At 36.6% G+C, this 22,571-nt stretch carries 19 protein-coding genes; 10 read left to right on the top strand and 9 right to left on the bottom strand.

The window, feature by feature from the left end; all coding sequences use genetic code 11:
* Window positions 1-8: 8 nt before the first annotated feature.
* From ACHRWY_RS00695 to ACHRWY_RS00725, 7 genes are all read right to left on the bottom strand, one after another.
* Window positions 9-242 (bottom strand): DUF4266 domain-containing protein, encoded by a 234-nt coding sequence (locus ACHRWY_RS00695; protein ID WP_395351532.1) that lies wholly within the window; start codon window positions 240-242, stop codon window positions 9-11.
* Window positions 239-1,132 (bottom strand): FAD:protein FMN transferase, encoded by an 894-nt coding sequence (locus ACHRWY_RS00700; protein WP_395351534.1) that lies wholly within the window; start codon window positions 1,130-1,132, stop codon window positions 239-241. Before ACHRWY_RS00700 ends, ACHRWY_RS00695 begins: the two co-directional genes overlap by 4 nt.
* Window positions 1,133-1,172: 40 nt before the next feature.
* Window positions 1,173-1,610 (bottom strand): thioredoxin family protein, encoded by a 438-nt coding sequence (locus ACHRWY_RS00705; protein WP_395351536.1) that lies wholly within the window; start codon window positions 1,608-1,610, stop codon window positions 1,173-1,175.
* A 111-nt stretch (window positions 1,611-1,721) separates the two neighbouring features.
* Window positions 1,722-2,411 carry a VIT family protein gene (locus tag ACHRWY_RS00710; RefSeq protein WP_395351538.1) on the bottom strand — a complete coding sequence of 230 codons (690 nt, stop codon included), beginning with the start codon at window positions 2,409-2,411 and terminating at the stop codon, window positions 1,722-1,724.
* An 8-nt stretch (window positions 2,412-2,419) separates the two neighbouring features.
* Complete coding sequence (locus tag ACHRWY_RS00715) at window positions 2,420-2,836, bottom strand: hypothetical protein (RefSeq protein WP_395351540.1); 417 nt, start codon at window positions 2,834-2,836, stop codon at window positions 2,420-2,422.
* Between the two features lie 184 nt (window positions 2,837-3,020).
* Complete coding sequence (locus ACHRWY_RS00720; RefSeq protein ID WP_395351542.1) at window positions 3,021-4,529, bottom strand: ATP-binding protein; 1,509 nt, start codon at window positions 4,527-4,529, stop codon at window positions 3,021-3,023.
* Window positions 4,530-4,656: 127 nt separating this feature from the next.
* Window positions 4,657-4,944, bottom strand: a complete 288-nt coding sequence (locus ACHRWY_RS00725; RefSeq protein WP_395351544.1) for a TIGR03643 family protein — start codon at window positions 4,942-4,944, stop codon at window positions 4,657-4,659.
* Between the two features lie 291 nt (window positions 4,945-5,235).
* Between ACHRWY_RS00725 and ACHRWY_RS00730 the strand changes: the two genes are divergently transcribed.
* Together ACHRWY_RS00730 and ACHRWY_RS00735 are read left to right on the top strand one after the other, a co-directional pair.
* Window positions 5,236-5,919, top strand: a complete 684-nt coding sequence (locus tag ACHRWY_RS00730; protein ID WP_395351546.1) for an SDR family NAD(P)-dependent oxidoreductase — start codon at window positions 5,236-5,238, stop codon at window positions 5,917-5,919.
* Window positions 5,920-5,930: 11 nt separating this feature from the next.
* Window positions 5,931-7,346, top strand: coding sequence for an SDR family oxidoreductase (locus ACHRWY_RS00735; protein ID WP_395351548.1), 1,416 nt, complete (start codon window positions 5,931-5,933; stop codon window positions 7,344-7,346).
* A 57-nt stretch (window positions 7,347-7,403) separates the two neighbouring features.
* Here the strand turns inward: ACHRWY_RS00735 and ACHRWY_RS00740 are convergent, their stop codons facing one another.
* A complete protein-coding gene (locus ACHRWY_RS00740; protein ID WP_395351550.1) occupies window positions 7,404-7,886 on the bottom strand; it encodes a hypothetical protein in 483 nt (160 codons plus the stop codon).
* Between the two features lie 360 nt (window positions 7,887-8,246).
* Between ACHRWY_RS00740 and katG the strand changes: the two genes are divergently transcribed.
* The 8 genes from katG to ACHRWY_RS00780 all read left to right on the top strand — a co-directional run bounded on the left by katG (window position 8,247) and on the right by ACHRWY_RS00780 (window position 19,431).
* Window positions 8,247-10,520: a catalase/peroxidase HPI gene (katG, locus tag ACHRWY_RS00745; RefSeq protein ID WP_395351552.1), complete on the top strand. Its 2,274-nt coding sequence runs from the start codon at window positions 8,247-8,249 to the stop codon at window positions 10,518-10,520.
* A 174-nt stretch (window positions 10,521-10,694) separates the two neighbouring features.
* Window positions 10,695-10,886 carry a histidine phosphatase family protein gene (locus tag ACHRWY_RS00750; RefSeq protein ID WP_395351554.1) on the top strand — a complete coding sequence of 64 codons (192 nt, stop codon included), beginning with the start codon at window positions 10,695-10,697 and terminating at the stop codon, window positions 10,884-10,886.
* A 581-nt stretch (window positions 10,887-11,467) separates the two neighbouring features.
* Window positions 11,468-13,000, top strand: coding sequence for a sulfatase-like hydrolase/transferase (locus ACHRWY_RS00755; protein WP_395351556.1), 1,533 nt, complete (start codon window positions 11,468-11,470; stop codon window positions 12,998-13,000).
* A 54-nt stretch (window positions 13,001-13,054) separates the two neighbouring features.
* Window positions 13,055-14,101: a hypothetical protein gene (locus ACHRWY_RS00760; RefSeq protein WP_395351558.1), complete on the top strand. Its 1,047-nt coding sequence runs from the start codon at window positions 13,055-13,057 to the stop codon at window positions 14,099-14,101.
* A gap of 299 nt (window positions 14,102-14,400) precedes the next feature.
* Window positions 14,401-14,592 (top strand): hypothetical protein, encoded by a 192-nt coding sequence (locus ACHRWY_RS00765; protein WP_395351560.1) that lies wholly within the window; start codon window positions 14,401-14,403, stop codon window positions 14,590-14,592.
* 84 nt (window positions 14,593-14,676) lie between these two features.
* Window positions 14,677-16,434, top strand: coding sequence for a flavin monoamine oxidase family protein (locus tag ACHRWY_RS00770; RefSeq protein ID WP_395351562.1), 1,758 nt, complete (start codon window positions 14,677-14,679; stop codon window positions 16,432-16,434).
* A gap of 76 nt (window positions 16,435-16,510) precedes the next feature.
* Window positions 16,511-18,076 (top strand): peroxidase, FMP-type, encoded by a 1,566-nt coding sequence (locus tag ACHRWY_RS00775; RefSeq protein ID WP_395351564.1) that lies wholly within the window; start codon window positions 16,511-16,513, stop codon window positions 18,074-18,076.
* A gap of 332 nt (window positions 18,077-18,408) precedes the next feature.
* Complete coding sequence (locus ACHRWY_RS00780) at window positions 18,409-19,431, top strand: LLM class flavin-dependent oxidoreductase (RefSeq protein WP_395351566.1); 1,023 nt, start codon at window positions 18,409-18,411, stop codon at window positions 19,429-19,431.
* A 107-nt stretch (window positions 19,432-19,538) separates the two neighbouring features.
* Here ACHRWY_RS00780 and ACHRWY_RS00785 read toward each other — a convergent pair whose 3' ends face one another.
* On the bottom strand, window positions 19,539-22,253 hold the full coding sequence (locus ACHRWY_RS00785) for a S8 family serine peptidase (protein ID WP_395351568.1): 2,715 nt from the start codon (window positions 22,251-22,253) through the stop codon (window positions 19,539-19,541).
* Window positions 22,254-22,571: the final 318 nt, after the last annotated feature.

Here is a 22,571-nt window from a genome sequence, read left to right on the forward strand (position 1 = left end):
GATGAAAATTAGTTACAGCCACAGCCACCGCCGCTTTTTCCTGAATTTGCCCCGGAAGCTCCTTCACGGTAGGATTGAAAACTGAGTTCAGTCTTTTCGATTTTCCTGTTCGCAAGTACCATTTCAGAATCGTTGATTTTTCCTTTCTGGTATTCTTTTACTGAGGTACAGGATGTGAGTAGAATGCCTGTAAAAGCAATGCTGCACAATAATACGAGTGCTTTTTGTTTTGGCTTTTTCATTTCAGGTTAATGTTTTTTGAAGTATAAATTTTGTTGTTGTCGTCGATGATAATGCAATATAGATCCGGTATCTGATCTATTAAAAACAAGCCTGCTTTAATTCCCATAACGGCAATTGGAGTTGCCATTGCATCAGCAAATTCTGCATTTGTAGTGATAATGGTTACGCTTTTTATTCCGGTAATGGGCAATCCTGTTTTTGGGTCAATGGTATGAGAATATTTTTTTCCGTTAATCGTCACGAATTTTTCATAATTTCCTGATGTTGCTACTGCTTTATTGGATATTTCCATATAAGAGAATGCTGCATTTGGAGCATCTGGATCTGCTACGCCAATCGTCCATTTTTTGCCGTTGGGCTGTAACCCCCATGCCGAAAGATCTCCGCTGGCATTGATGATCCCACTTTGCACATTATGTTTCAGCAGCATTTGTTTGGCCATTTCGGCAGCATAACCTTTTCCAATTCCGCCAAAACCAATTCGCATTCCTTTTTCTTTTAAAAATACGGTTGTGTTTTCTTGGTCTAAAATGATATTTCTGTAATCAATAAGGTGCACCATTTTTAAAGCCGTTTCAGGATCTGGTAATTTAGTCATATCCTTGTCAAAATTCCATAGACTTTTATTGATGCTTCCGTACGAAATATCAAAAGCCCCTTGGGTAATTCTTGAAATTCCAGTACATCTTTCGATCAGATTAAAAACTTCAGGATCTACTTTAACCGCTTTAATTCCTGCATTGTCGTTAATGAGATTGGTCTGGCTGTCGTCTTTATAAGTCGTCAGCAGTTTTTCAATGCGTCTGATTTCTTCAATGGCAAGATTAATATTCTTGTTTCCAATTTTCTCATTTTCAGCAACAACCGTAATAGTAAAGTTGTTCCCCATGAGCTTTAGGGATTGCGAATATTTTTGATTTTTCGATATGTTATTTTTTGCTATCACAGATTGCTTTTATTTCGGCAGTCCATTGTTCGGGTGTAGTTTCCGGTTTTCCGTGCCAGGTTTTAAGGACTTTACCGTTAGCATCAAGCAGCAGGGTTAGAGGAAAACTTCCATCTTTATTATAGACTTCTGCTAAATCTTCGTTTCGTTTTACTTGTTCCGGCGTTCCAATGTTTTTCTTTTTTCTGGGAAAATCAGCATTGACCAATATTAAATTTTCATTGGCCATCGCTGTAAAATCAGGATTTTCAAGATAGTCTCTGCGTGTCACTATACAAGGCCCGCACCAGTCTGAACCGGAGAAGTTCAGTAGAATTAATTCGTGTTTTTCCTTTGCTGTTTTTTTTGCATTATTAAAGTCAGGTTCCCAATTTATAGAAAACGCTGTCGTTAATAAAAGGAACATTGTGATGAGTTTCATTTTACAGATTGTTTTTAGATATATACGAAATAACGAATTGTTGCCTGTCTTATTTTTTTTAATCACTTAAGATTCGATTAAATTTTAAATCAACAAAAACAGATTTTTTTTCTAAGTGGTCTGAACACCAAATATATATCCTACTAAAGCCGACATTGCCATCGCGAAAGTACCCCAGATACAAATACGCAAAACTGCTTTTGGTGTTTTTGACCCGCCTGCTTTGGCTGCTAATATTCCGGAAAAGGCCAGGAAAAGTATGGAAAAACCATATTGATAGAAAACCATTTTTTTTATAGGAGCAAAAATAGCCACCAAAAGCGGTAATAGCCCCCCAATAATAAAGGATATTGCTGATGCAAAAGCAGCAGTTAAAGGATTCGCCTGCGTGATTTCATTAATTCCAAGTTCGTCTCGCGCATGGGCTTCAAGCGCGTCATGAGTCATTAGTTCACTGGCAACCTGCCTGGCCAATTCCTTACTTAATCCTCTTTGGATATAAATATCGGTTAATTCTTCGAGTTCTTCTTCCGGCATGGTTTCGAGTGCCAGTTTTTCTCTTTCTAAATCAGCTTTTTCCACATCAGCTTGTGAACTTACTGATACATATTCGCCTGCTGCCATAGAAAGTGCTCCGGCAACCAAACCAGCTACGGCTGCCAGTAAAATAGGCTCTCTGGTAACACTGGCTGCCGCTACGCCAATGGCTAAACTGGTAGTAGATAAAATCCCGTCATTGGCGCCCAGAACAGCTGCCCTAAGCCAACCACTTCTATTAATGTAATGGTTTTCAGCGTGCATAGTTCAATTTATATTAATTTAATCCAGTCTGGATCTTCAGCGGTTTTTTCAACCCCTCCAAAATTTGTTTTAAGCAAATCCCTAATTTGAAATTGTGTTTTATTCTGGGTACTTTTTTTCCAATCGTTAAAATCGTAAATATGAATCTGCTTTGCATTTGGGTTTGTAACAAATGAAATTCTGGATATAGAATCCTTATATTTCTTTATTTCATCTAAAATACTGCGGCTTGGAACCACAATAAGTATAGTTTCCCAATTCAGGTAATCATTAGGAATATCATTTCGTTCCTGTAACCCCAGAGATTCAAAGAAGGCTTTTATCTTTTGATCGTTTAATTGATCAATTTTCCCATCTATGTTTTTAAGAAAATCCTGTAAGTTTTTTTTATCAGCAATACTCATTTTCATAGTTTCTAATTCCAAATAAAATTACTTTAAAATACCTTTAGTTATAAAAGGAATGCCGTTAGAATCATTCTAAATGTGATAAAGGAGCTTTTTTTAGCCTTAAATAACATGAAGCGTGTACTGAAAATACAAGGTTTAGATGTTATCGGTAAAATTGAAATATATAAAGAAGGTAAAAATTAATAAAAATGATGGAGTTTTAAATGGTATCTGTTGCTTGTTGTAAAGGCAGTACTACTACAAATTCTGCTCCATTATCTTTTTCTCCTGTGGCAGTAATGGTACCACCATGCCTTTTGGCTATTTTTCTGCAAAGTGCCAGACCAAGTCCATTACCTTCATACTGGTCTTTAGAATGCAATCTTTCAAAGGCAGTAAAGATTCTCTCGGCATGAACAATATCCAAACCAATACCATTGTCCTTAATTGTAATCTGAACCAGATCTATACCTTCTTTATTTATAATAGTAAACGATATGATAACCCTGGGTGGCTCATCTGCTTTTGAAAATTTCAAGGCATTATGGATCAGATTGTAAAAAAGCTGCTGGATTAGAATAGGTGCCCCTTCTATATCAGGAAGTTCACATGTAATAAGTATGGCATCTTTTTCTTTTATGATGAGTTCGAGATCTGTTTTGATATTTTCAACTACCTCATTCAGATTTATCTTTTCAATGGGCTGTGTTTTTTTATCCAGGGTAGAGTAAGCGAGAATTCCTTCTATAATGGTCTGCATTCTTTGTGCTGACTGTTCTACCTTATGTAAATATTTTTTAGCGTTTTCATTAAAAGCAGTTTCAGATTCACCTTTTAAAAGACTATTGAACGTCTTGATTTTGCGAACGGGTTCCTTCAGGTCATGACTGACTACATTGGCGAAGTGTAAAAGATCGTCATTTGATCTTCTTAGTTCCTGTGTACTTTCGGCAACCTGTTTTTTTAATTCCTCTTCAAATTTTTTCTGCTCATGAATATCCTGTATAATTCCGATAATAGTGCTGGGAGTTCCATTTTCGTCCATTATGATTTTACCATTGATCTTGACCCACTTAATGGTCTGGTCATCATTTACAATTCTCGCCTGATAGCACATTTTTCCTGTAATAAGGGATTCCTGATGTGCGATCTCGCGTAGTACCTGATCCTCAGGATGTAATTTTTCGATGAGCTGTTCATTGGCTATTTCGCTGTCAATGGACCAGATCGTATTGAAATTCCCTGAAGTCTTGATTTTTTTTGTGGCGAGATCTATTTCATAGGTTCCCATTCCAGAGGAGTCAATGGCTATTCTTAGTCGCTCTTCTGCACTTTGAACCTGTTGTCGGGCCAGATGTAAATCCGTAACATCTGTACCGGTATTCATGACGCCATAGATATTTCCCTCCGTATCTTTGAGGGGAATAAAGCTATAGTTAAAATAGTGTTCTTTCATGATACCATTGATCATAAGGTTCACTTTTTTATCTTTGGCATGAAAAGGAATTCCGGTTTTCAGCGCATGGGTGGCCTGCTGAAAAAAAACATCATTTTTAATTTCCGGAAGCACTTCAAGGTAATTTTTACCAATTACCTCATCACCTTTACCCCATGTCCGGATCATGGCAGTATTTGCCATTTCTATTTTGAGTTCATGTCCTGTATATACTGCAATAGGCAAAGGAGTATTGTCTACTATATCTTTTAAGAGACTCACATTTTGGTACATGGTGATATTGGATTGGTTTTATGTACGAAGGTATTTTTTTTAGAATTATGTAATGTTATATTAGGATGCTAAAGTGTTTCACAATTACAATTTATTATAGGCCGTATTTGTAAATATTGTTGCTAAATCATCGTTTTGATATCCTGTTATTAGAAATCGAACGCTGCGAACTGCTTTTAAAACGGTCAATTCCTTCGATCCGTTTAGATAAATGTTTTGTTTTACAATGTTCAACCCGTTCTCGCCATAATTTATAACTGCTGAACTTGAGTTCTTTTTTCATTAATACTTTTACATCGGCTTCTGATAAATTAAACTGAAATTTTATGGCATCAAAAGTAGTTCGGTCTTCCCATGCCATTTCAATTATTCGATCCAGTTCGGCCATAGAAAAATTAGTGTCTTCTCTTTTCATGATTTACAATTATTTCGATAAAGCCTCTTTGCGATAAGGCATATAAAAGATTATCTATTATATAATTTAGAAACGCTGTATGGCTAAGTTATATAAATATAATTTATTTTGTTTATCATTTTTTAAAAATGATTAAACAAAAACGTATCTTTAACAGATATATGATGTTATTCATTAAAATAATATAAAAATACAGAAAAGTGGTTTGAAATTTAATAATGAAAATCTCATTTTCAGATTTCACATTACGTAAAGGTTAAAAACAGCATTATTAATCAAACATTAAAAGCAATGAAGAAAGTTGTAATAATAGGAGGAAGCAGGGGAATAGGCAATGCTATTTTAATGCAGCAACTCGATCATCATTTAGTGTACAATATCAGCCGTACTGCTCCTGATGTTTCCCATTCGAATTTAGTTCATTTTTCGGCTGATGTGCTCATCGATACATTACCTGAGATAGAAAGTATTGATGCTTTGATTTATTGCCCGGGTTCTATCAATCTCAAACCCATTTCAGGTCTGAGCCCTGATGATTTCAGGAGTGATTTTGAAATTAATGTAATAGGTGCGGTAAAAGCGATCCAGCATTATCTGCCTGCTTTAAAAAAAGGACAAAATCCGTCCATTGTCTTATTCAGCACTGTAGCAACTAAACTCGGAATGCCTTTTCATGCCAGTATAGCCACAGCAAAAAGTGCAGTCGAGGGACTTGTAAAGTCTCTTGGCGCCGAACTGGCTCCTGTGGTTCGTATTAACGCTATCGCACCCACAATCACAGAAACCCCTTTGTCGGCTTCAATTTTAAGAAACGACCGTATGAAAGAAAATATGATCGAACGCCATCCAATGAAAAATTATTTAAAACCCCTCGAGGTAGCACAGTTGGCTAACTTTTTGATTTCTAAAGGAGCTGCATCGATGTCAGGTCAGGTTTTTCAGATGGATTATGGTTTGGTCAGCTTTAAATTATAAAATGCATAACGATGAAAATTCTCTTAACAGGTGCAACAGGTTACATTGGCAAGAGACTCTTACCCATATTACTCAGTCACGGACATGAAGTGATTTGCTGCGTAAGAGATCGAAACAGGTTTTATTATCCGGAAGGATTTGAAAAAAAACTTAGGATTATAGAAGTTGATTTTCTCGATCCGAAAACTGTAGAAAGCATTCCTGATGATATTGATGCTGCGTACTACCTCATTCACTCTATGTCCGGTTCTGCAACTAACTATGATGAACTGGAAAGTATTTCGGCACATTATTTCGTAGAAAAAATAAATAAAACAAATGCAAAACAGGTTATTTACCTGAGCGGAATTGTAAATGACAAATCGTTATCCAAACATTTATCTTCAAGACAAGCCGTAGAGAATATTTTAAAGACGGGAATAGTCCCCACTACAACTTTAAGAGCAGGGATTATTGTAGGATCGGGAAGTGCCTCTTTTGAAATTATACGCGATTTGGTGCAAAAGCTGCCAGTTATGATTACACCAAAATGGCTCAATACAAGATGTCAGCCTATAGCGATCAGCGATGTTTTGGATTTTTTATTTCAATCATTGCTAAATCCAGTTACTTACAATCAGAGTTTTGATATTGGAGGCCCTGATATACTGACCTATAAACAGATGCTGTTGCAGTTTGCCAAAGCAAAAAAACTTAAAAGATACATTTTTACGGTGCCTGTAATGACTCCGAAACTATCTTCGTACTGGCTGTATTTTGTAACTTCTACTTCTTTTAAACTGGCTTCGGCTTTGGTGAGCAGTATGAAGGTAGAAGTCATCTGTAAGGATGACCGAATAAATACTTTATTAGGGATAACGCCAATTAACTATACGAAAGCTCTTGAAAGGGCTTTGATAAAGATTAATGAGAATGCTGTAATTTCCAGCTGGAAAGATTCGCTTATAAGCGGACAGTTTAAAGGAAGTGTTGCCAACTATCTTAAAGTTCCTAAAAAGGATTGTTTTATTGACCGTAGAAAGCGGGAAATTAAAAACAGGGATTATACCATTGATCGAATTTGGTCCATTGGAGGCGAAACAGGATGGTATTATGCCGACTGGCTATGGGATTTACGCGGATTTATGGACAAGGTTTTCGGAGGTGTAGGAACCAGAAGGGGGAGAACCCATAAAAATGAAATACATGCGGGAGATGCATTAGATTTTTGGCGGGTAGTTTATGCCAATAAAGCAGAAGGTAAACTTATCTTATATGCCGAAATGAAGCTCCCTGGTGAGGCCTGGCTGGAATTTAAGATCATTAAGAATACGTTATATCAGGCAGCCACTTTTAGACCAAAAGGAATAATGGGAAAATTATACTGGTATAGCGTTTTGCCTTTTCATGGCTTTATATTCAATGGCATGATTAATAAATTGATTTAGTAAGGAACAATATGGAATCTAAAGTATGGTTTTCCATATTAGTTGAATGGTCCTGAATTATTCTTTTGTATGCTCAAGCTGCACACTGAATTTTCCCCAAAAGGGATTATCGGCCATTAGCGAATGTCCAACTACTATTATATAATTTCCTTTTTGAGTAAGGGGGATTTTCAAATCCATTCCAAAAGGTCCGTCTGAGCTTTTATCGGGAAAAATAATTTGGTTAAAACGGATGTTTCCTTTGCCTGTAGCCGGAACAATAGTTGCTTTCAATTCGCCAGGATCTTCGTTTTTAAATTTGATATATACTTTTGAATGAATAGAATCCAATGAACCTTCAGCGGTAAAAAAGCCTTTTTTATTACTAAAATTCATCATTATAGTGTCGCCTATTTGTTTGTTATCTCTTTTTTGTTTGTGCTTTTCTATGCTTTTCTTGGGAGAAATGGTATCGGAGGCATAAACAGTAGTATTCTTATTTTCTTTTTGTTGACATGAAGAAAAGAAAATGGATGTTAAGAGGATTAAAAGAAATTTCATAATAGTATTTTTTACTGGATCACTCAAATTTAATTTTTATAAAAAAAACTTTTGTTACATAATACTATTTGGATTTTGCAGGATTCCAATTATGTACATCTTTTGACGAAAAAGGTAAAAAGTTCAATCAGAAATATTTGTGACAAGATCGTGAAAAAATTGTACGGGTATATTTTTGTAGTTAAATAGCAGCATGAATCAGGCACAATCAGACAAACTTGATTTATAAAAACAATTATTAAATGCTTCTTATAGTATCATTATAAATTTTATTTATAAAAGTAAATGAATTTATTATCAAAACTGATAACGTGTTTTTCATTTAGTTTGTAAATTAGTATTCAAATAAAACTTCAAAATATGGAAAATCAATCAAACGACATCAGTAAGTGCCCATTTCATAATGGAAGCATGGATAATGAAGCTGCAACAGGTACAAAAAATCGTGACTGGTGGCCAAAACAGCTAAAGGTAAATATGCTAAGACAAAATTCGGCATTATCAAATCCGTTAAATAAGGATTTTGACTATGCAGAGGCTTTTAAAAGTCTTGATCTTGAGGCTGTAAAAAAAGATTTGCATGAACTTATGACTGATTCGCAAGATTGGTGGCCGGCAGATTTTGGTCATTATGGTGGTCTTTTTATCCGAATGGCATGGCATAGTGCAGGAACTTACAGGGTGCATGACGGACGAGGCGGTGCAGGTGCCGGTCAACAGCGTTTTGCTCCTCTTAACAGCTGGCCTGATAATGTAAGCCTTGATAAAGCAAGAAGATTGCTCTGGCCGATCAAACAAAAATATGGTCAAAAAATTTCCTGGGCAGACCTCATGATATTAACAGGGAATATTGCTCTGGAATCTATGGGATTTAAAACCTTTGGATTTGCAGGAGGAAGGGCTGATGTGTGGGAACCGGACGAATCAGTTTACTGGGGTTCAGAAACAACATGGCTTGGTGGAGATGAACGATATAATAATGGTTCTGAAGGAGTACCGCAAGATCACGGTGTCGTATCTTCAGATGATGATGCCGACGGTCATATTCATAGCAGAAATCTGGAAAAACCACTTGCAGCTGTACAAATGGGACTAATATATGTGAATCCTGAAGGTCCTGACGGAAATCCTGATCCTATTGCTGCAGCAAAAGATATAAGAGATACATTTGGCCGTATGGCAATGAACGACGAGGAAACCGTAGCCTTAATTGCAGGAGGGCATACATTTGGTAAAACTCATGGGGCAGCTTCTTCTGATCACGTAGGTGACGAACCGGAAGCTGCAGATTTAGCACTTCAGGGATTTGGCTGGAAAAATAGCTTTGGTTCAGGTAAAGGAGCTGATGCAATTACAAGCGGACTTGAAGTTACCTGGACAAAAACTCCAACTCAGTGGAGTAATAACTTCTTCGAAAACTTATTTGGCTTTGAATGGGAACTTTCTAAAAGCCCTGCTGGTGCTCATCAATGGGTGGCTAAAAATGCCGAAGCAATTATTCCCGATGCTTTTGACAGTACAAAAAAGCATCTTCCAACAATGCTTACCACTGATTTATCATTAAGATTAGATCCTGCTTATGAGAAAATATCACGTCGTTTTCTAGAAAATCCTGATGAGTTTGCCGATGCCTTTTCACGCGCATGGTTTAAGTTAACACATCGTGATATGGGGCCACGTGCACGTTATTTAGGGCAAGATGTTCCTCAGGAAGAATTATTATGGCAGGATCCTATTCCGGAATTAAACCATAAAGTAATAGAGGAAAGTGATATAAGCCAATTAAAAGAAAAAATAGTAAATACAGGATTAAGTGTATCTCAACTGGTAGGAACGGCATGGGCGTCTGCATCTACCTTTAGAGGATCAGATAAGCGTGGAGGTGCAAACGGTGCACGTATAAGATTAGCACCTCAAAAAGACTGGCCGGTAAATAATCCGGATCAGCTTAAACAGGTTTTAGGCAAACTGGAAATAATCCAGACAGAATTTAATGCTTCGCAAAATGATGGCAAAAAAGTTTCATTGGCCGACTTAATAGTTTTGGCAGGTTCTGCAGGAGTAGAGAAAGCAGCCAAAGAGGCAGGCAATTTAGTGGTAGTGCCTTTTTCGCCAGGACGTATGGATGCATCTTCGGAACAAACCGATATTGAATCATTTGAATATCTGGAACCTAAAGCAGATGGTTTTAGAAATTACCGAAAAACAAAATCAGCCGTTTCAACAGAAGAACTTCTAATTGATAAGGCTAATTTATTAACACTTACAGGGCCGGAGCTAACGGTGCTTTTAGGAGGGTTACGTGTGCTGGATATTAATGCTGATGGTACAAAAAACGGTGTATTTACACATCGCCCGGGTCAGTTAACCAATGATTTTTTTGTAAATCTGCTGGATATGAATACCCAATGGCAAGCCGTTTCGAACGATAAAGAATTATATACAGGAAACGATCGTAAAACAGGACAGCCTAAGTGGATTGGAACACGTGCAGATCTTGTTTTTGGTTCTAATTCTGAATTAAGAGCCATAGCAGAAGTATATGCAAGTAGTGACGCACAGGAAAAATTCGTAAATGACTTTATCGCTGTATGGAATAAAGTAATGAATCTGGACAGATTTGATTTAGTCTGATTAGTCTGGATCCGGAATTTCAGAAAGATTTAGAATTAAAATTTGATAAAAAGAGCCCGATACAATATCGGGCTCTTTTGTTTTTAGGCTAGCAAGTTTACTTGACTCTAATTGCGCGAGTGAAGTTTGTTCCCTATTTTTATATTAGCTTAATACTGCTTTTCAATAAAGAAAATGGCGCAATTAATTTTTGTCAGACATGGACAATCCCTTTATAATTTAGAGAACCGATTTACAGGAAATCCGGATGTTCCTCTCACTGACAACGGAAAAGAGCAGGCAGAGCTTGCAGGAGATAAACTGATTGGATATGTTTTCAATATTGCGTATACTTCCATGCGGTATACCAGGAGTTTACACTTTTGATGCCAAACTGAAAATTTCCAGTGCAACCTATCTGTGAGTATCTGACTTTGTAACGCAATTCCAGATTTAAGAGCTATAAAACTTCAAATAGTACATTGTTTTTCATACCCTGTTAAGTACAAAAAAACATTGCCAAATTCGCATTTTACCCCAATTTTCTACACGAGCTTTTCGCGTATCAGTAACACTTCACATTCTGATTTCGCTTCTTTTCACGCTAGTTTTTAAGTACTATTGCTGACTGTAATACTTTCTGTTTTTCATAATTATTAAATTTTATTTTGTTTCACATGCAAAAGTTTAATTATTAAGTGAATGCCAGGTCTTAATTAAAGTATATAACTATAAAATGGGCTTGCAATAATTGTTGAAAATTAATTTTAGCGAAAAATAATTCCTTTTTATTTTATGTATTTGTAAAACAGGTATTTATACGTTGTTTGAAGTTGTTTTTATTGATGTAATTTTATTCTTGTTAATTGAAGGTAAATGATTTTTGATGATCCCAAATCAAAACTATTAAGGGCAAAATAGGGGCATATCACAACCGCATTTTTATTTAATAATTTAATCAATAAGCAATGAACTTAAAAGAGAAACTTAACCAAATTGGCCAACAGCCAGACATGATCTTAATTGTCACAGATGAGCAGCGTGCCACGCAACATTTTCCGCCTGGATGGGAGGAGGAAAATCTTCCAACCCTAACATTTCTAAAACAGAATGGTTTTAGTTTTGACAGGGCATTTTGTAATACCTGTATGTGCTCTCCCAGTCGTGCAACCCTATTTACAGGAACATACCCTGCCAAACACGGAGTAAGCCAAACCCTGACCGAAGGAGGCCTTTTGTCTCCGCAAGAACCCACACTCAGTAATTCTTTACCCAATATCATGAATGTTCTTTGGTCAGAAGGTTATGATGTGCAATACAGAGGAAAATGGCATATGAGTAAGGGAGTAGCGCCAAATGGTACCAGTACAAACTACGAAGATTTAACTGCTGCCGATATTTCATTATTTGGTGCAATGGGCTGGATTGCCCCGGATGCAGGCGAAGATGTTAATCCGCTTAATTTTGGTGGAGGATATGCGAATCACGATGCAAAATATACAGCCGAAGCCATACAATACCTAAAGGAAGTAAAAGCTCAAAGGGCTGCAGGAAATCATAAACCTTATTGCCTTGTGCTGTCACTTGTTAATCCGCATGATGTATTAGCGTACCCAAAATCGGCAGGTACTTCCGGATACCATTCGACAACCTGGTCCGGCAGAGAAATTGGACTTCCGGAGACCGTAAATGAAAATTTGCTTGAAAACAAAAAGCCTATGGCCCAGGAACAAATTTTACTGAATATGGCACTAAGTCTGGGCGAAATAGCTACTCAGGAGGATAAACTAAACTATATTAATTTTTATGGTTATTTATTAAGTCATGTCGATCAGGAAATTGGATATCTGATTAAAGAACTATACAAGGAAGATGAGTACGGAAATAAACTGGCAGATTCTGCCATTGTTACCTTAACTTCAGATCATGGAGAAATGGGGCTGGCTCACGGTGGATTGCGCCAGAAAACCTTTGTAGCCTATGAGGAAGCGTTAAGAGTACCACTTGTTATTTCAAATCCGGTACTATTTAAAGATCACAACATAAAGCAATCAATGGCGTTAGCGACATTGGTAGATATTATGCCCACTTTTATGGATATAGCAAATGTATCAAATCCGCCTACAGGACTTGCAGGTACAAGTTTACTTCCTGTAATGGAGAATAATACTCCTGTTCAGCATAGTATTTTATTTACTTATGACGATATTAAGGCTGGTTCGAACAGTAGCTGGACAGTCGTAAAAGCAGCTAATCGTATCCGCTGCATCAGAACAGAAAAATGGAAATTCGATTATTACTTTGATGCCGCAACAGCTTATTTCAAACAATATGAACTGTATGACCTCATTAATGATCCGTTAGAAATTACAAATCTTGCTTACGATCCGGCATACAGTGAGATTAGAAGAGATTTAGAGGAGCAATTGCATCAGCTTGAGGTAGAAAAGCTCTGGGTCAATATGCCAAAAGATGTTTATAGTACCACAACATTCAACTAAAAATATTTTTAAAATCTAAAAGTACTAAATCAAATATTAATAAACCCAAACATTATGTCACAAAATATAAAACCAGAAGTTCATACAGTAAGTTATGCAGATTTTAATAATCCTGAGGGACAAACAACAATACAGGGAATAAGAGGAGTATCAGAGTCTGAAAATGTATATATAGCAGGCAGTTTATTAGGTCAGAACGGTATTGTTCAGGGATTAATTTACGAAGGATCCCTAAAAGGAAGCGGCAGTGAAGGAAAATGGTACACTGTTAATTTCCCAGCTACACCAGACGCTGCAGTTACGAATACTTCTTGCTACGGACCTAATAACGGACCTCATGGCACGATACAACTTGTAGGATCTTATAAAATATCAGCTTCTGCAAGTAAAGCACCAAGTGGAAATCTCGGATTTTATTACGAAGGCCCTGTTGATGGTTCAGGAACGTGGGTTCAGGTATCACCTAATGGAGGGAATACCAATAATGTATTTGTTCACAGTGTAATGGGCAGTCTTGCTGTTGGAAATTATGATGTTGAAAATGATAAAAACGGATACGCATTTCTGTATGATATTAAAAATAAAGAATGTGCAGAATTTAAATTACCAAATTCATTAACGACTACTTTGTATGGTATCTGGCATAATGGCGGCGATAGTTATACCCTCGCAGGAGGATATACTAGCCCTAAATTGGGGAAAATAAGCCAGGCTTTTCTGGCTGATTATAATTCTAAAACTAAAAAAACAACTCATCTAAAATCATTTAGTTACAAGAATGAAACAGCTTTGTCTGTAGTTACGCATTTTGAAGGTATTACCATTTCTAAAAATGGTGGTTATAATATGCCATCTGACTGGCTTACTGTAAACGGAGAAAAAAACGGAGCATCATTTGTCTCCGTAAATAGAAATTCTGACGGATCATTTGGAGAAGCAAACTGGATCGATATTGATTTTCCAGACTCAAGTGTTACCAGTGCCAATACAGTATATAGAAATAACATTTTAGGTATTTATGTAGTCGAAGATAGTGCAGATACAAAAACAGTATCTTCTTTCGTTGCAAAAGTAAATATGGAAAAGCAAATCGTAATGTAATTTTAATTTTCTGTGTTATCTAAAGATAAGTTTTGAGATCGATATACTTTGCTGGTCTTACTAAGTTTTAATTGTTACAAGCAAGGATAGTATAAAAAAATGCGCAAATGTCTCTGGACTTTGTGCATTTTTTTTGCTTTAACCTATCTCATCCAGCATATAGTTTGTCTTATGACCTATAATCTCCGCTTCGTGTCATTTTTTTATAATTGATTTTATATCTCCAGTAATTTAGACTCATGGCATTGCTTATGCATTGTTCTGAATATACCCAAAATCTACTATAAACTATAAAACTTATGAACACAGAACACTACGATGTAATCGTTATTGGTGGCGGGCCAATAGGGTCTGGCTACGGCATACCCTCTTGGCAAACTAAAGGCAAAAAACTGGTTTTAGAGCAATTTACTTTTGTGAATCAGCTAGGAAGTTCTGCCGGAGTTTCGCGTCAGTTTAGAATTCCATATCCACAGGAATATAGGGTGTAAATAGCATTAGACATACCGATTTTGATAGTACCTCTTTCCAGTTAGGATACAAATATTTTAAAGCAATTTAAAAATCACCACATTATGAATAAAAATACTCCATTAAATTCAGGAATGAACCCTGATTTAAAAATCGAAACCGCTATTATTGGCGCCGGAACATCAGGATTATATACGGCTTATCGTCTTGTAACCGATAAAAAACACACCGCTGATCAGGTGCAAATTTTTGACATGAACAGTAAATTGGGCGGAAGGCTGGAATCTGTTATCATGCCCGGAATGGATTTCTGGGGCGAGTTAGGAGGAATGCGTTACCTGACTTCTCAGAAAATTGTAACAACCTTAATTGAAGGTTATGTGCGTCCGGAAGATCCCGGCAAACTTATTCCTGTCCTGAAAGATAGAATGACGCCTGTACCATTTCCTATGGGCGATCCGTCAAAGCTATTAATGTATCTTAGAAAAGAGCATTTTAAACAAGACGACTGGAATGTTGCCCAGGGAGAAAACAAAAAACTGCCCACCCGATATTACCTGAATGAGAATGATTTTGGTTTTAGTTCAGATCAGCTTTTTAATAAAATTATTTATGATGTTTTAATGGCAGATCCATGGGTTGCGGAGCATTATGGGAAAAAAATCAAAAAAGGATCTTCTGTTTACGATTATAGCTTTGAATTAGACAGCAGGGACTGGGATGACATAAAACCTAAACTGGTCTATAATTTTCCTAATTCTCCTTACGACAAACGTAAAGTAAATGATCTTGGTTTCTGGAATTTAATCAAGGATCAGGTTTCGCAGGAAGGATATGAATTTTTAGCGAATGCCGGAGGTTATTATTCCAATACGATCAATTGGAATTCAGCCGAAGCTTTTCCGTACATGGTAGGTGACTTTTCAGCAGGAACCATTTATAAAACTATTGAGGAAGGGTATGATAGTATCGCTTATGCATTAGCCAATTCTTATATAGACAATAAAGGCGCCTGCATCTGGTCTGAAAACAAACTGGTGACTTTTACAAAAGAGCATGCCGTAAAAACACATAAATACCAGCTGACATTTCTAAATCTGAAAACAAATAGTAACTGGCATGTATATGCCAATTCGATAGTTTTGGCCATGCCTAGAAAATCTTTAGAGCTTTTAGACCAAAATAATTTCTTCTTTAATACCAATGAAAATTCAGTTATCAATAAAAATATTCGTTCCGTAATTATGGAGCCTGCTTTTAAAATATTAATGGGTTTTGAATATCCATGGTGGAAAGAATTAGGAATTGACTCCGGGCATTCTATCACAGATTTGCCAATGAGACAATGCTATTACTTTGGTACAGATGAAAAAACGAAGAACTCCATGTTATTAGGAAGCTACGGTGATATGGAAACAGAAACCTTCTGGAAAGCACTTTCTGACGATAAAGTACTTTTTGAAGTAAAACCTGCTAAATCAGCTTCACTAAAAGAGTTACATGAACTAAATGATGTTCAGGCTACAAAATTGATGGTAGGTGAATTAATGAACCAGCTCCGTGAACTGCACGGTGCAGAAGTCACCATACCGGAACCTTATGTAACGTATTTCAAGGATTGGACAGACGACCCTTTTGGTGCAGGCTATCATGCCTGGAAAGCCGGATACTCTGTTAAAAAAGTGATGCCGTATATGAGAAAACCAGATGCTAAAGAGCAAATTCATATTTGCGGAGAAGCCTATTCTGATCAGCAGGGCTGGGTAGAAGGTGCTTTTTGTGAAGCAGAGAAAATGCTTCAGGAATATTTTGGACTCGATCGTCCATTCTGGTTACCTAAAGATTATTATCTGGGATGGTAAATAAATCTGCTTCTTTAAAAAAAGTAGAGATTGCCAGCCTTTGAATGAACAGATTATTAATTAAAAAAACGATATTATGCTAAAACGTAAAAACGCTGAAGATGAGATAAATTTATCTCAGGTCAATTTAAATTCAGATGAAAACAGAAATGAAATCTTTCCGGGAGCTTTTCAGGAAGAAAACAAAGGGATATTAGATACTTTGATGACAGGATATTCAAAACTTCAAATTGAAGATCCTATTAGGCCCTTTTATGAAAATGACCTGCAAAAGATTGTAAACAATGTAGATTACGGTGTTTTAAAAGTATTGCAAGGCACTTGGGTTAGTTATAATAATAGTAAACAAAGTCAAAGAAAATTAATTGGTAGCGGTATACATACGACTATTATGCCTTCACCGGGCACAAATGCAGGAACTATTCCCGGAAAATATAGTTTTGAATGCCAGGAATATATAGAAAAACTAACATTTGATCTGGTTCCGGGAGGAGTTCGTAATCGCGGTGGGGCAAACGAACAATTTTGCGGAGCTGTAAAATACGACCAAAGCATTAAAAGTGTAACGACTGTCGAAGGTCAGGAAGCATTGCAATATACTCCAATTCATGAAGAAACCGGTATGTATTTATGGCTTAGCGATGTATTTAATTATGCAGCCACAGAAAAAACGATTAAGGAAGATCGTGGCGTGCACCCTGTATCACCGGAAAACCCTAACAAAGATTTATACAAAAGCGGCTATCAGGACGAAACCCTTTTTTTGATTATAAATGATCTGGGTCAAAAAGAATATGTAACGCAGGAAAACCTAAAGGGCCGAAAATATTATGAAATTATCGCAGCCAAAGAGCTTAAAGTTGGAGCGGGTCAGACAGGGCAATATTTTATACCGGATTACTCTATTTCCAGAAGTGGCGTAATTCCGCACGGAAGTACTGTAACTTTATTAGGAGATCTGGTTCGAAATAATGCAGCTAAAGAGGACAACAAAAAATTCTTATTCATAGGTCCGCCACCATTTCCGGAAGGTGATGCCGCCTGGAAATATGATCATCTTTCGCTTTCGAGAACTATGGGAGGAGCCGGTGCAAGCGAAAGTGACCCGATCAATCTGGACAAACCCGCACCTGACTGGGCGTTTGAAAAACTTAATGATATCAATGATCCCGGAGAAAATAAAATCTATACCCAGCGAATACTCGCAGATCCTTTATATCCTTATTCCGTAAGGCCTGATTTGCGTCTTCGTGATTCCAACAAAGAAGATGATATAAAAAATTATGTCCTTATTCAAATGTCATCCAAAAACAAAACAGGGGCACAGGGAGGGATATTAAATGTTCCGTTTGTAAATCGTTTTGTTCCTACAGTCGAGATGAATACGCGCATGTGGGTGGAAACGGTTGTAGAAAATGAAAAAGAAATCCTTCAACTACAATACGAGCAAGTTATCTTTTTTGAATTTGATTTTGGAGATGACGGAGGTACTACAAGCTGGCCACACATACAAGTCAATACGCTTCGTAAAATCGAAGATGTTCCTCTTGATCAGAGACGTTTAATAGAGGAGCAATTTCCGGATTCTAAAAAAATTGAATCTGCTGCATCAGCTTCAGGTTGTCCTTATCATAAAGAGTAATTGTAGAATTAATATAAAGCCAGTGAAGTTATCTTTACTGGCTTTTTTAGTTTTTAAAAAGGATTGATTTCAAATTTATACTAAATCGAAAATCGAAAAACAATCATTATTTTTTGGTTATTATTGTTAATGATTCCGGCTTTGGGAGTTATGAACTTCACAACCGAAAAATTTTCACCAAGATAAAATGTATTGCAGAAGATCACCGTGAATCAGGTTTTTATTTGGATGAAGATAAAAATGTTTTTGCTGGAATTTTTCAATAGAAAGCTTGTAGACTCACTCGATAATGATGCGTATATTTGGAATTGTAAATCATAATAATGCTATCTATGAAGAAAATAGGATTTTTATCGTTTGGCCACTGGGCTGATCATCCCTCTTATCAGGCTCGTACAGCAAGCGATACACTGCTTCAGTCGATAGATTTGGCCGTTGCTGCAGAAGAAATTGGTTTGGATGGAGCTTATTTTCGTGTACATCATTTTGCACGACAGTTAGCATCGCCTTTTCCGTTGCTTTCGGCCATCGGTGCTAAAACGAGCAAAATAGAAATTGGGACAGGGGTGATCGATATGCGATATGAAAACCCGCTGTATATGGCGGAAGATGCCGGAGCTGCGGACTTAATTTCAGAGGGACGTTTACAATTGGGCATCAGCAGGGGATCACCGGAACAGGTCGTTGATGGCTGGCGTTCTTTTGGTTATGAACCTTTGGAAGGGGAAACAGATGCCGATATGGGGCGCAGAAAAGCGCTGGAATTTTTGGACAAGCTTAACGGTGTAGGATTTGCACAGCCAAACCCGTATCCGATGTTCCCAAATCCTCCGGGGTTATTGCGCCTTGAACCTTATTCTGAAGGACTAAGAGACCGGATTTGGTGGGGGGCTGCATCGAATGCGACTGCTATTTGGGCAGCCGAAAACGGTATGCACCTTCAAAGTTCTACCCTGAAGTATGACGAAAACGGCAAACCTTTCCATATCCAGCAAGCAGAACAGATCAGGTTATATAAGGAAGCCTGGAAAAAAGCAGGACATCAGCATGAACCGAGGGTTTCAGTAAGCCGTTCCATTTTTGCACTGGTCAACGATCAGGACAAATATTACTTTGGGGATCAGGGTAAAGGTTCTGATAGTTTTGGTAATATAGAAACGGATAAACGCGCAATCTTTGGAAAGAGTTATGCAGCGGAGCCTGATAAACTTATCGCAGAGTTGGCCCAGGATGAAGCTATTCAGGAAGCAGATACATTGTTACTCACTATACCCAACACTTTGGGAGTTGACTATAACGTACATATACTGTCGTCGATACTAAAATATGTTGCCCCGGAGCTGGGGTGGCGTTAATTTTTTAAAATAAATACAACAAAGCCCCTAATTATTAAAAAAAATAAGGGGCTTTCTTGTATACGTCTAATTTTGCCTTGTCCTAAAATTGTACTGTTTAAGATTAGCTAAAAAACGGCAATTTTTCCTGTTTGCATTTCGCCTGAGCTCGTGATTATTTTATAGATATACAGGCCTGAGGCAGTATTTTTCAGATTGATTTGATTGGTTTTAGAAAGCAACGGAGAAGTAAGGGTATTTTGCCCATTGGTATTGTACAAATAAAAAATAGCGCTGTCCTCTTTTTTGGCTTCAATACTTAATTCTTCATTTTTACCTAATAGTGTAGGGTAGACAAAAAACAAATCATTGCCTAAATAATGAGCATCCAGAACTAAAGAACTTATTATAGTATTGTTTTCTAAAATGATATTTATTTTATATTTATTACTGCCTTTTACAGGGGAAGTATCTAAAAAAGAAAGTGTTTTTGAATTGATATCATGTATAGTGTTCATAACAGCTTCGCTATTATTAATTATTTTCACTAACTCAATTCTTTTAATATTGTACAGGCTAAAAAGACTGGCCTCAATCTTTATTTTGTTCTCTTGATAAACTTCGGCCAAAGTCAACTCGAAATAACAATTTGAATTTTGAAGATACTGTAATGTTGATTCACTTTTTATACCTTCGCTATTGTCAAATACAGGAACAACAGTATAAATCTTTCCATCAGTATAGGCATAACCAGCCTTTGTGGTTTGTTCTTTAAATTCTAAATGATCTCCTGTCAGTTGATAAATATTGAATGAAGCAACATCGTCGGGTTTGTCCCAATTAATCTCTGTTGTACCATCACAAACTAAGCTGGTACTGATATTTAAATCATAAGAAATGGTAAAGGGATCAGAGATATAGTCCATAGTATCAATGGTCATTTTTAATTTTGCTTTAGAAAATTTTTGTGCTGCAGGGGTATAAGTAAATTGCCCACTTTCGAGATTTATAGTATTTGCGATAATTTCCCAGGTCTGACCATTATTGTAACTAATAGACAATTGCCCGGGGAAACCAGAAAATGAAGAATTCCATTTGAAAGGAGAAATCGTCTTACCATCATAGGGGAAATTATCACCGTTAACAGGGTAATTCCATTCAAATCGATTTTCGGGTTCATATTCGTAAGCAATGCTGTAATCCTGAGAAGTATTGGAGACATACGAACCCGTCACATTGATACTATAAGATCCCGATGCGGGGTTTTCAATAGTCACTTGCTCTATGGTATTCATTTTATCTTTTCCTCTTACAGCGGTTTGCTGAGGAATATCAGGATTAAGGACCCAGGGTAAAAAAGTAGTGTACTCAGGCGAAATTACTTCCAGGTCTAAATCGTTTACCAAACTGATATTACTGTTGATTGCAGCAGGCAAATCGTTCCAGACTAACGTGATTTTAAAGTTTTTAGCATTTGCCGGCAGCGTAATGGTATGTGAATTGGTCTGACCGGATATTAAATTACCCGTTATAATTCTATTTTCGCTGATCGTTTTTAAGCTTTTATCAGCATTGATATTACCATAACCATAGGTGAAATCCGGACCTGCGTTACCTAAATCTTTCGCACTGTTAATTAAAATGGCTTTAGTCAGGACATTAGTCAAAGAGGTGTTGTGTATCGTTTTATAATGTTGTTTCATAAGTGTAATTACTCCTGTCGCTACTGCTGTAGAATTTGAAGTTCCTTGCGTGCTAAAGGCTACTAACTCGGGTTTTATACGGCCATCATAAGCTGGGCCTTTTGAAGAAAACGGCATAATTACTTCATTTTGGTCAATGCAGCCCAAAACGATACTGTTTTTGGATTGCTTGAAATTACCCGTAATAGATTTATAACCCTGAAGCCCGCTATTGCCAGAGGAAAAACAATGGGTCAAATCAGTATTTAAGAACAATTGAAGATCATAGGCATTAGCGAGCGAACCATAAAAATTCTCAATCACAGTACCGTAGGAATGATTTTGGGTGGCAGCGCCTTGTAAAGTGGCTACTTCATCAGGATAGATATTCAAAAAGTCAGATGATAGTATTTTAGCCTTTTGAGCGACTCCTTTTCCTAATGCCGAACTATTTCCTAATCCGGAAACTATAGTTGCCATAGCTGTTGCATGGCTCGAGACAATAGCCGATTGTGTTTGCGAAGGAATGTGCTTATTTAATAAATCAATATCATTTACATCAAAAAAATCATCTTTGATCGCTACAATTTGGTTTTCGCCTGTTAAAAGAGGAAAATTAGTATGGGCTTTATTTATAAAATTGACACTAAGATTTTGATCTGTTATTTTAGATTCAGCTTTTGGTTGCAGCGATTCCTGCGAAATAGAAGATACACTGTTTAAAGCTATAACTTCGTCAATAATTTTTTTGGAATCACTTTTTATGATTGCAAGATGGTTATCCAGTATTTTGATATCAGAAATCCTTAGTGATGTCAGGTCCGTAATTAAAGTTTTGATTGTATCCGTGGCTATTATATACTGCTTGTCTTCCGTATGATTTGAAAAATTGGAGGGCAATTTCCATAAATTATTAACCGGGATATTTTTTTTTAAAGGCTGCTTATATCTTAAATTTTCATTTTCAACAATACAAAAAGTAGTGTCAAGTTTTTTTACAACCTTGTATTTGTTGTGATGTGCATTTTCTAAAGATGTAAGATAGTATTTCTCTAATTTTCTGTCTTTTTCTTTTTTTATATATTGTTTCCATTTGTCAGCACTTTGTGAGACACTGATTGTCGTTATCATCAAAAGGAGAAAAGTAATTTGTTTCTTCATTTACTGTAAATGTTTAGGGCAATTGTAAACATGGCTTATCAATCGTACAAAAACTGACTATAGCAGCTGTTTAGACTTATGAATGGAGATCAATCAAAGATGGAATTTCGCTTAATGATTTCTGTCTGAAATATTTATCTCTTGCAGGTAAACCAAAGTTATTAAATTATTTGTAAAAATTTTATTAGTTTTTATTTCATTCGGAATCTTTAGAACAGGAGGGGGCATATTCTCTTTTTATACCCTTTTTTATAGTTTAGATGTGATGCAAAAATGTAAAATCATTTTTAACGCCTGAGAAAGAAAATAAAATGTAGT

Source organism: Flavobacterium sp. FlaQc-48, from assembly GCF_044007335.1.
Lineage (GTDB): Bacteria > Bacteroidota > Bacteroidia > Flavobacteriales > Flavobacteriaceae > Flavobacterium.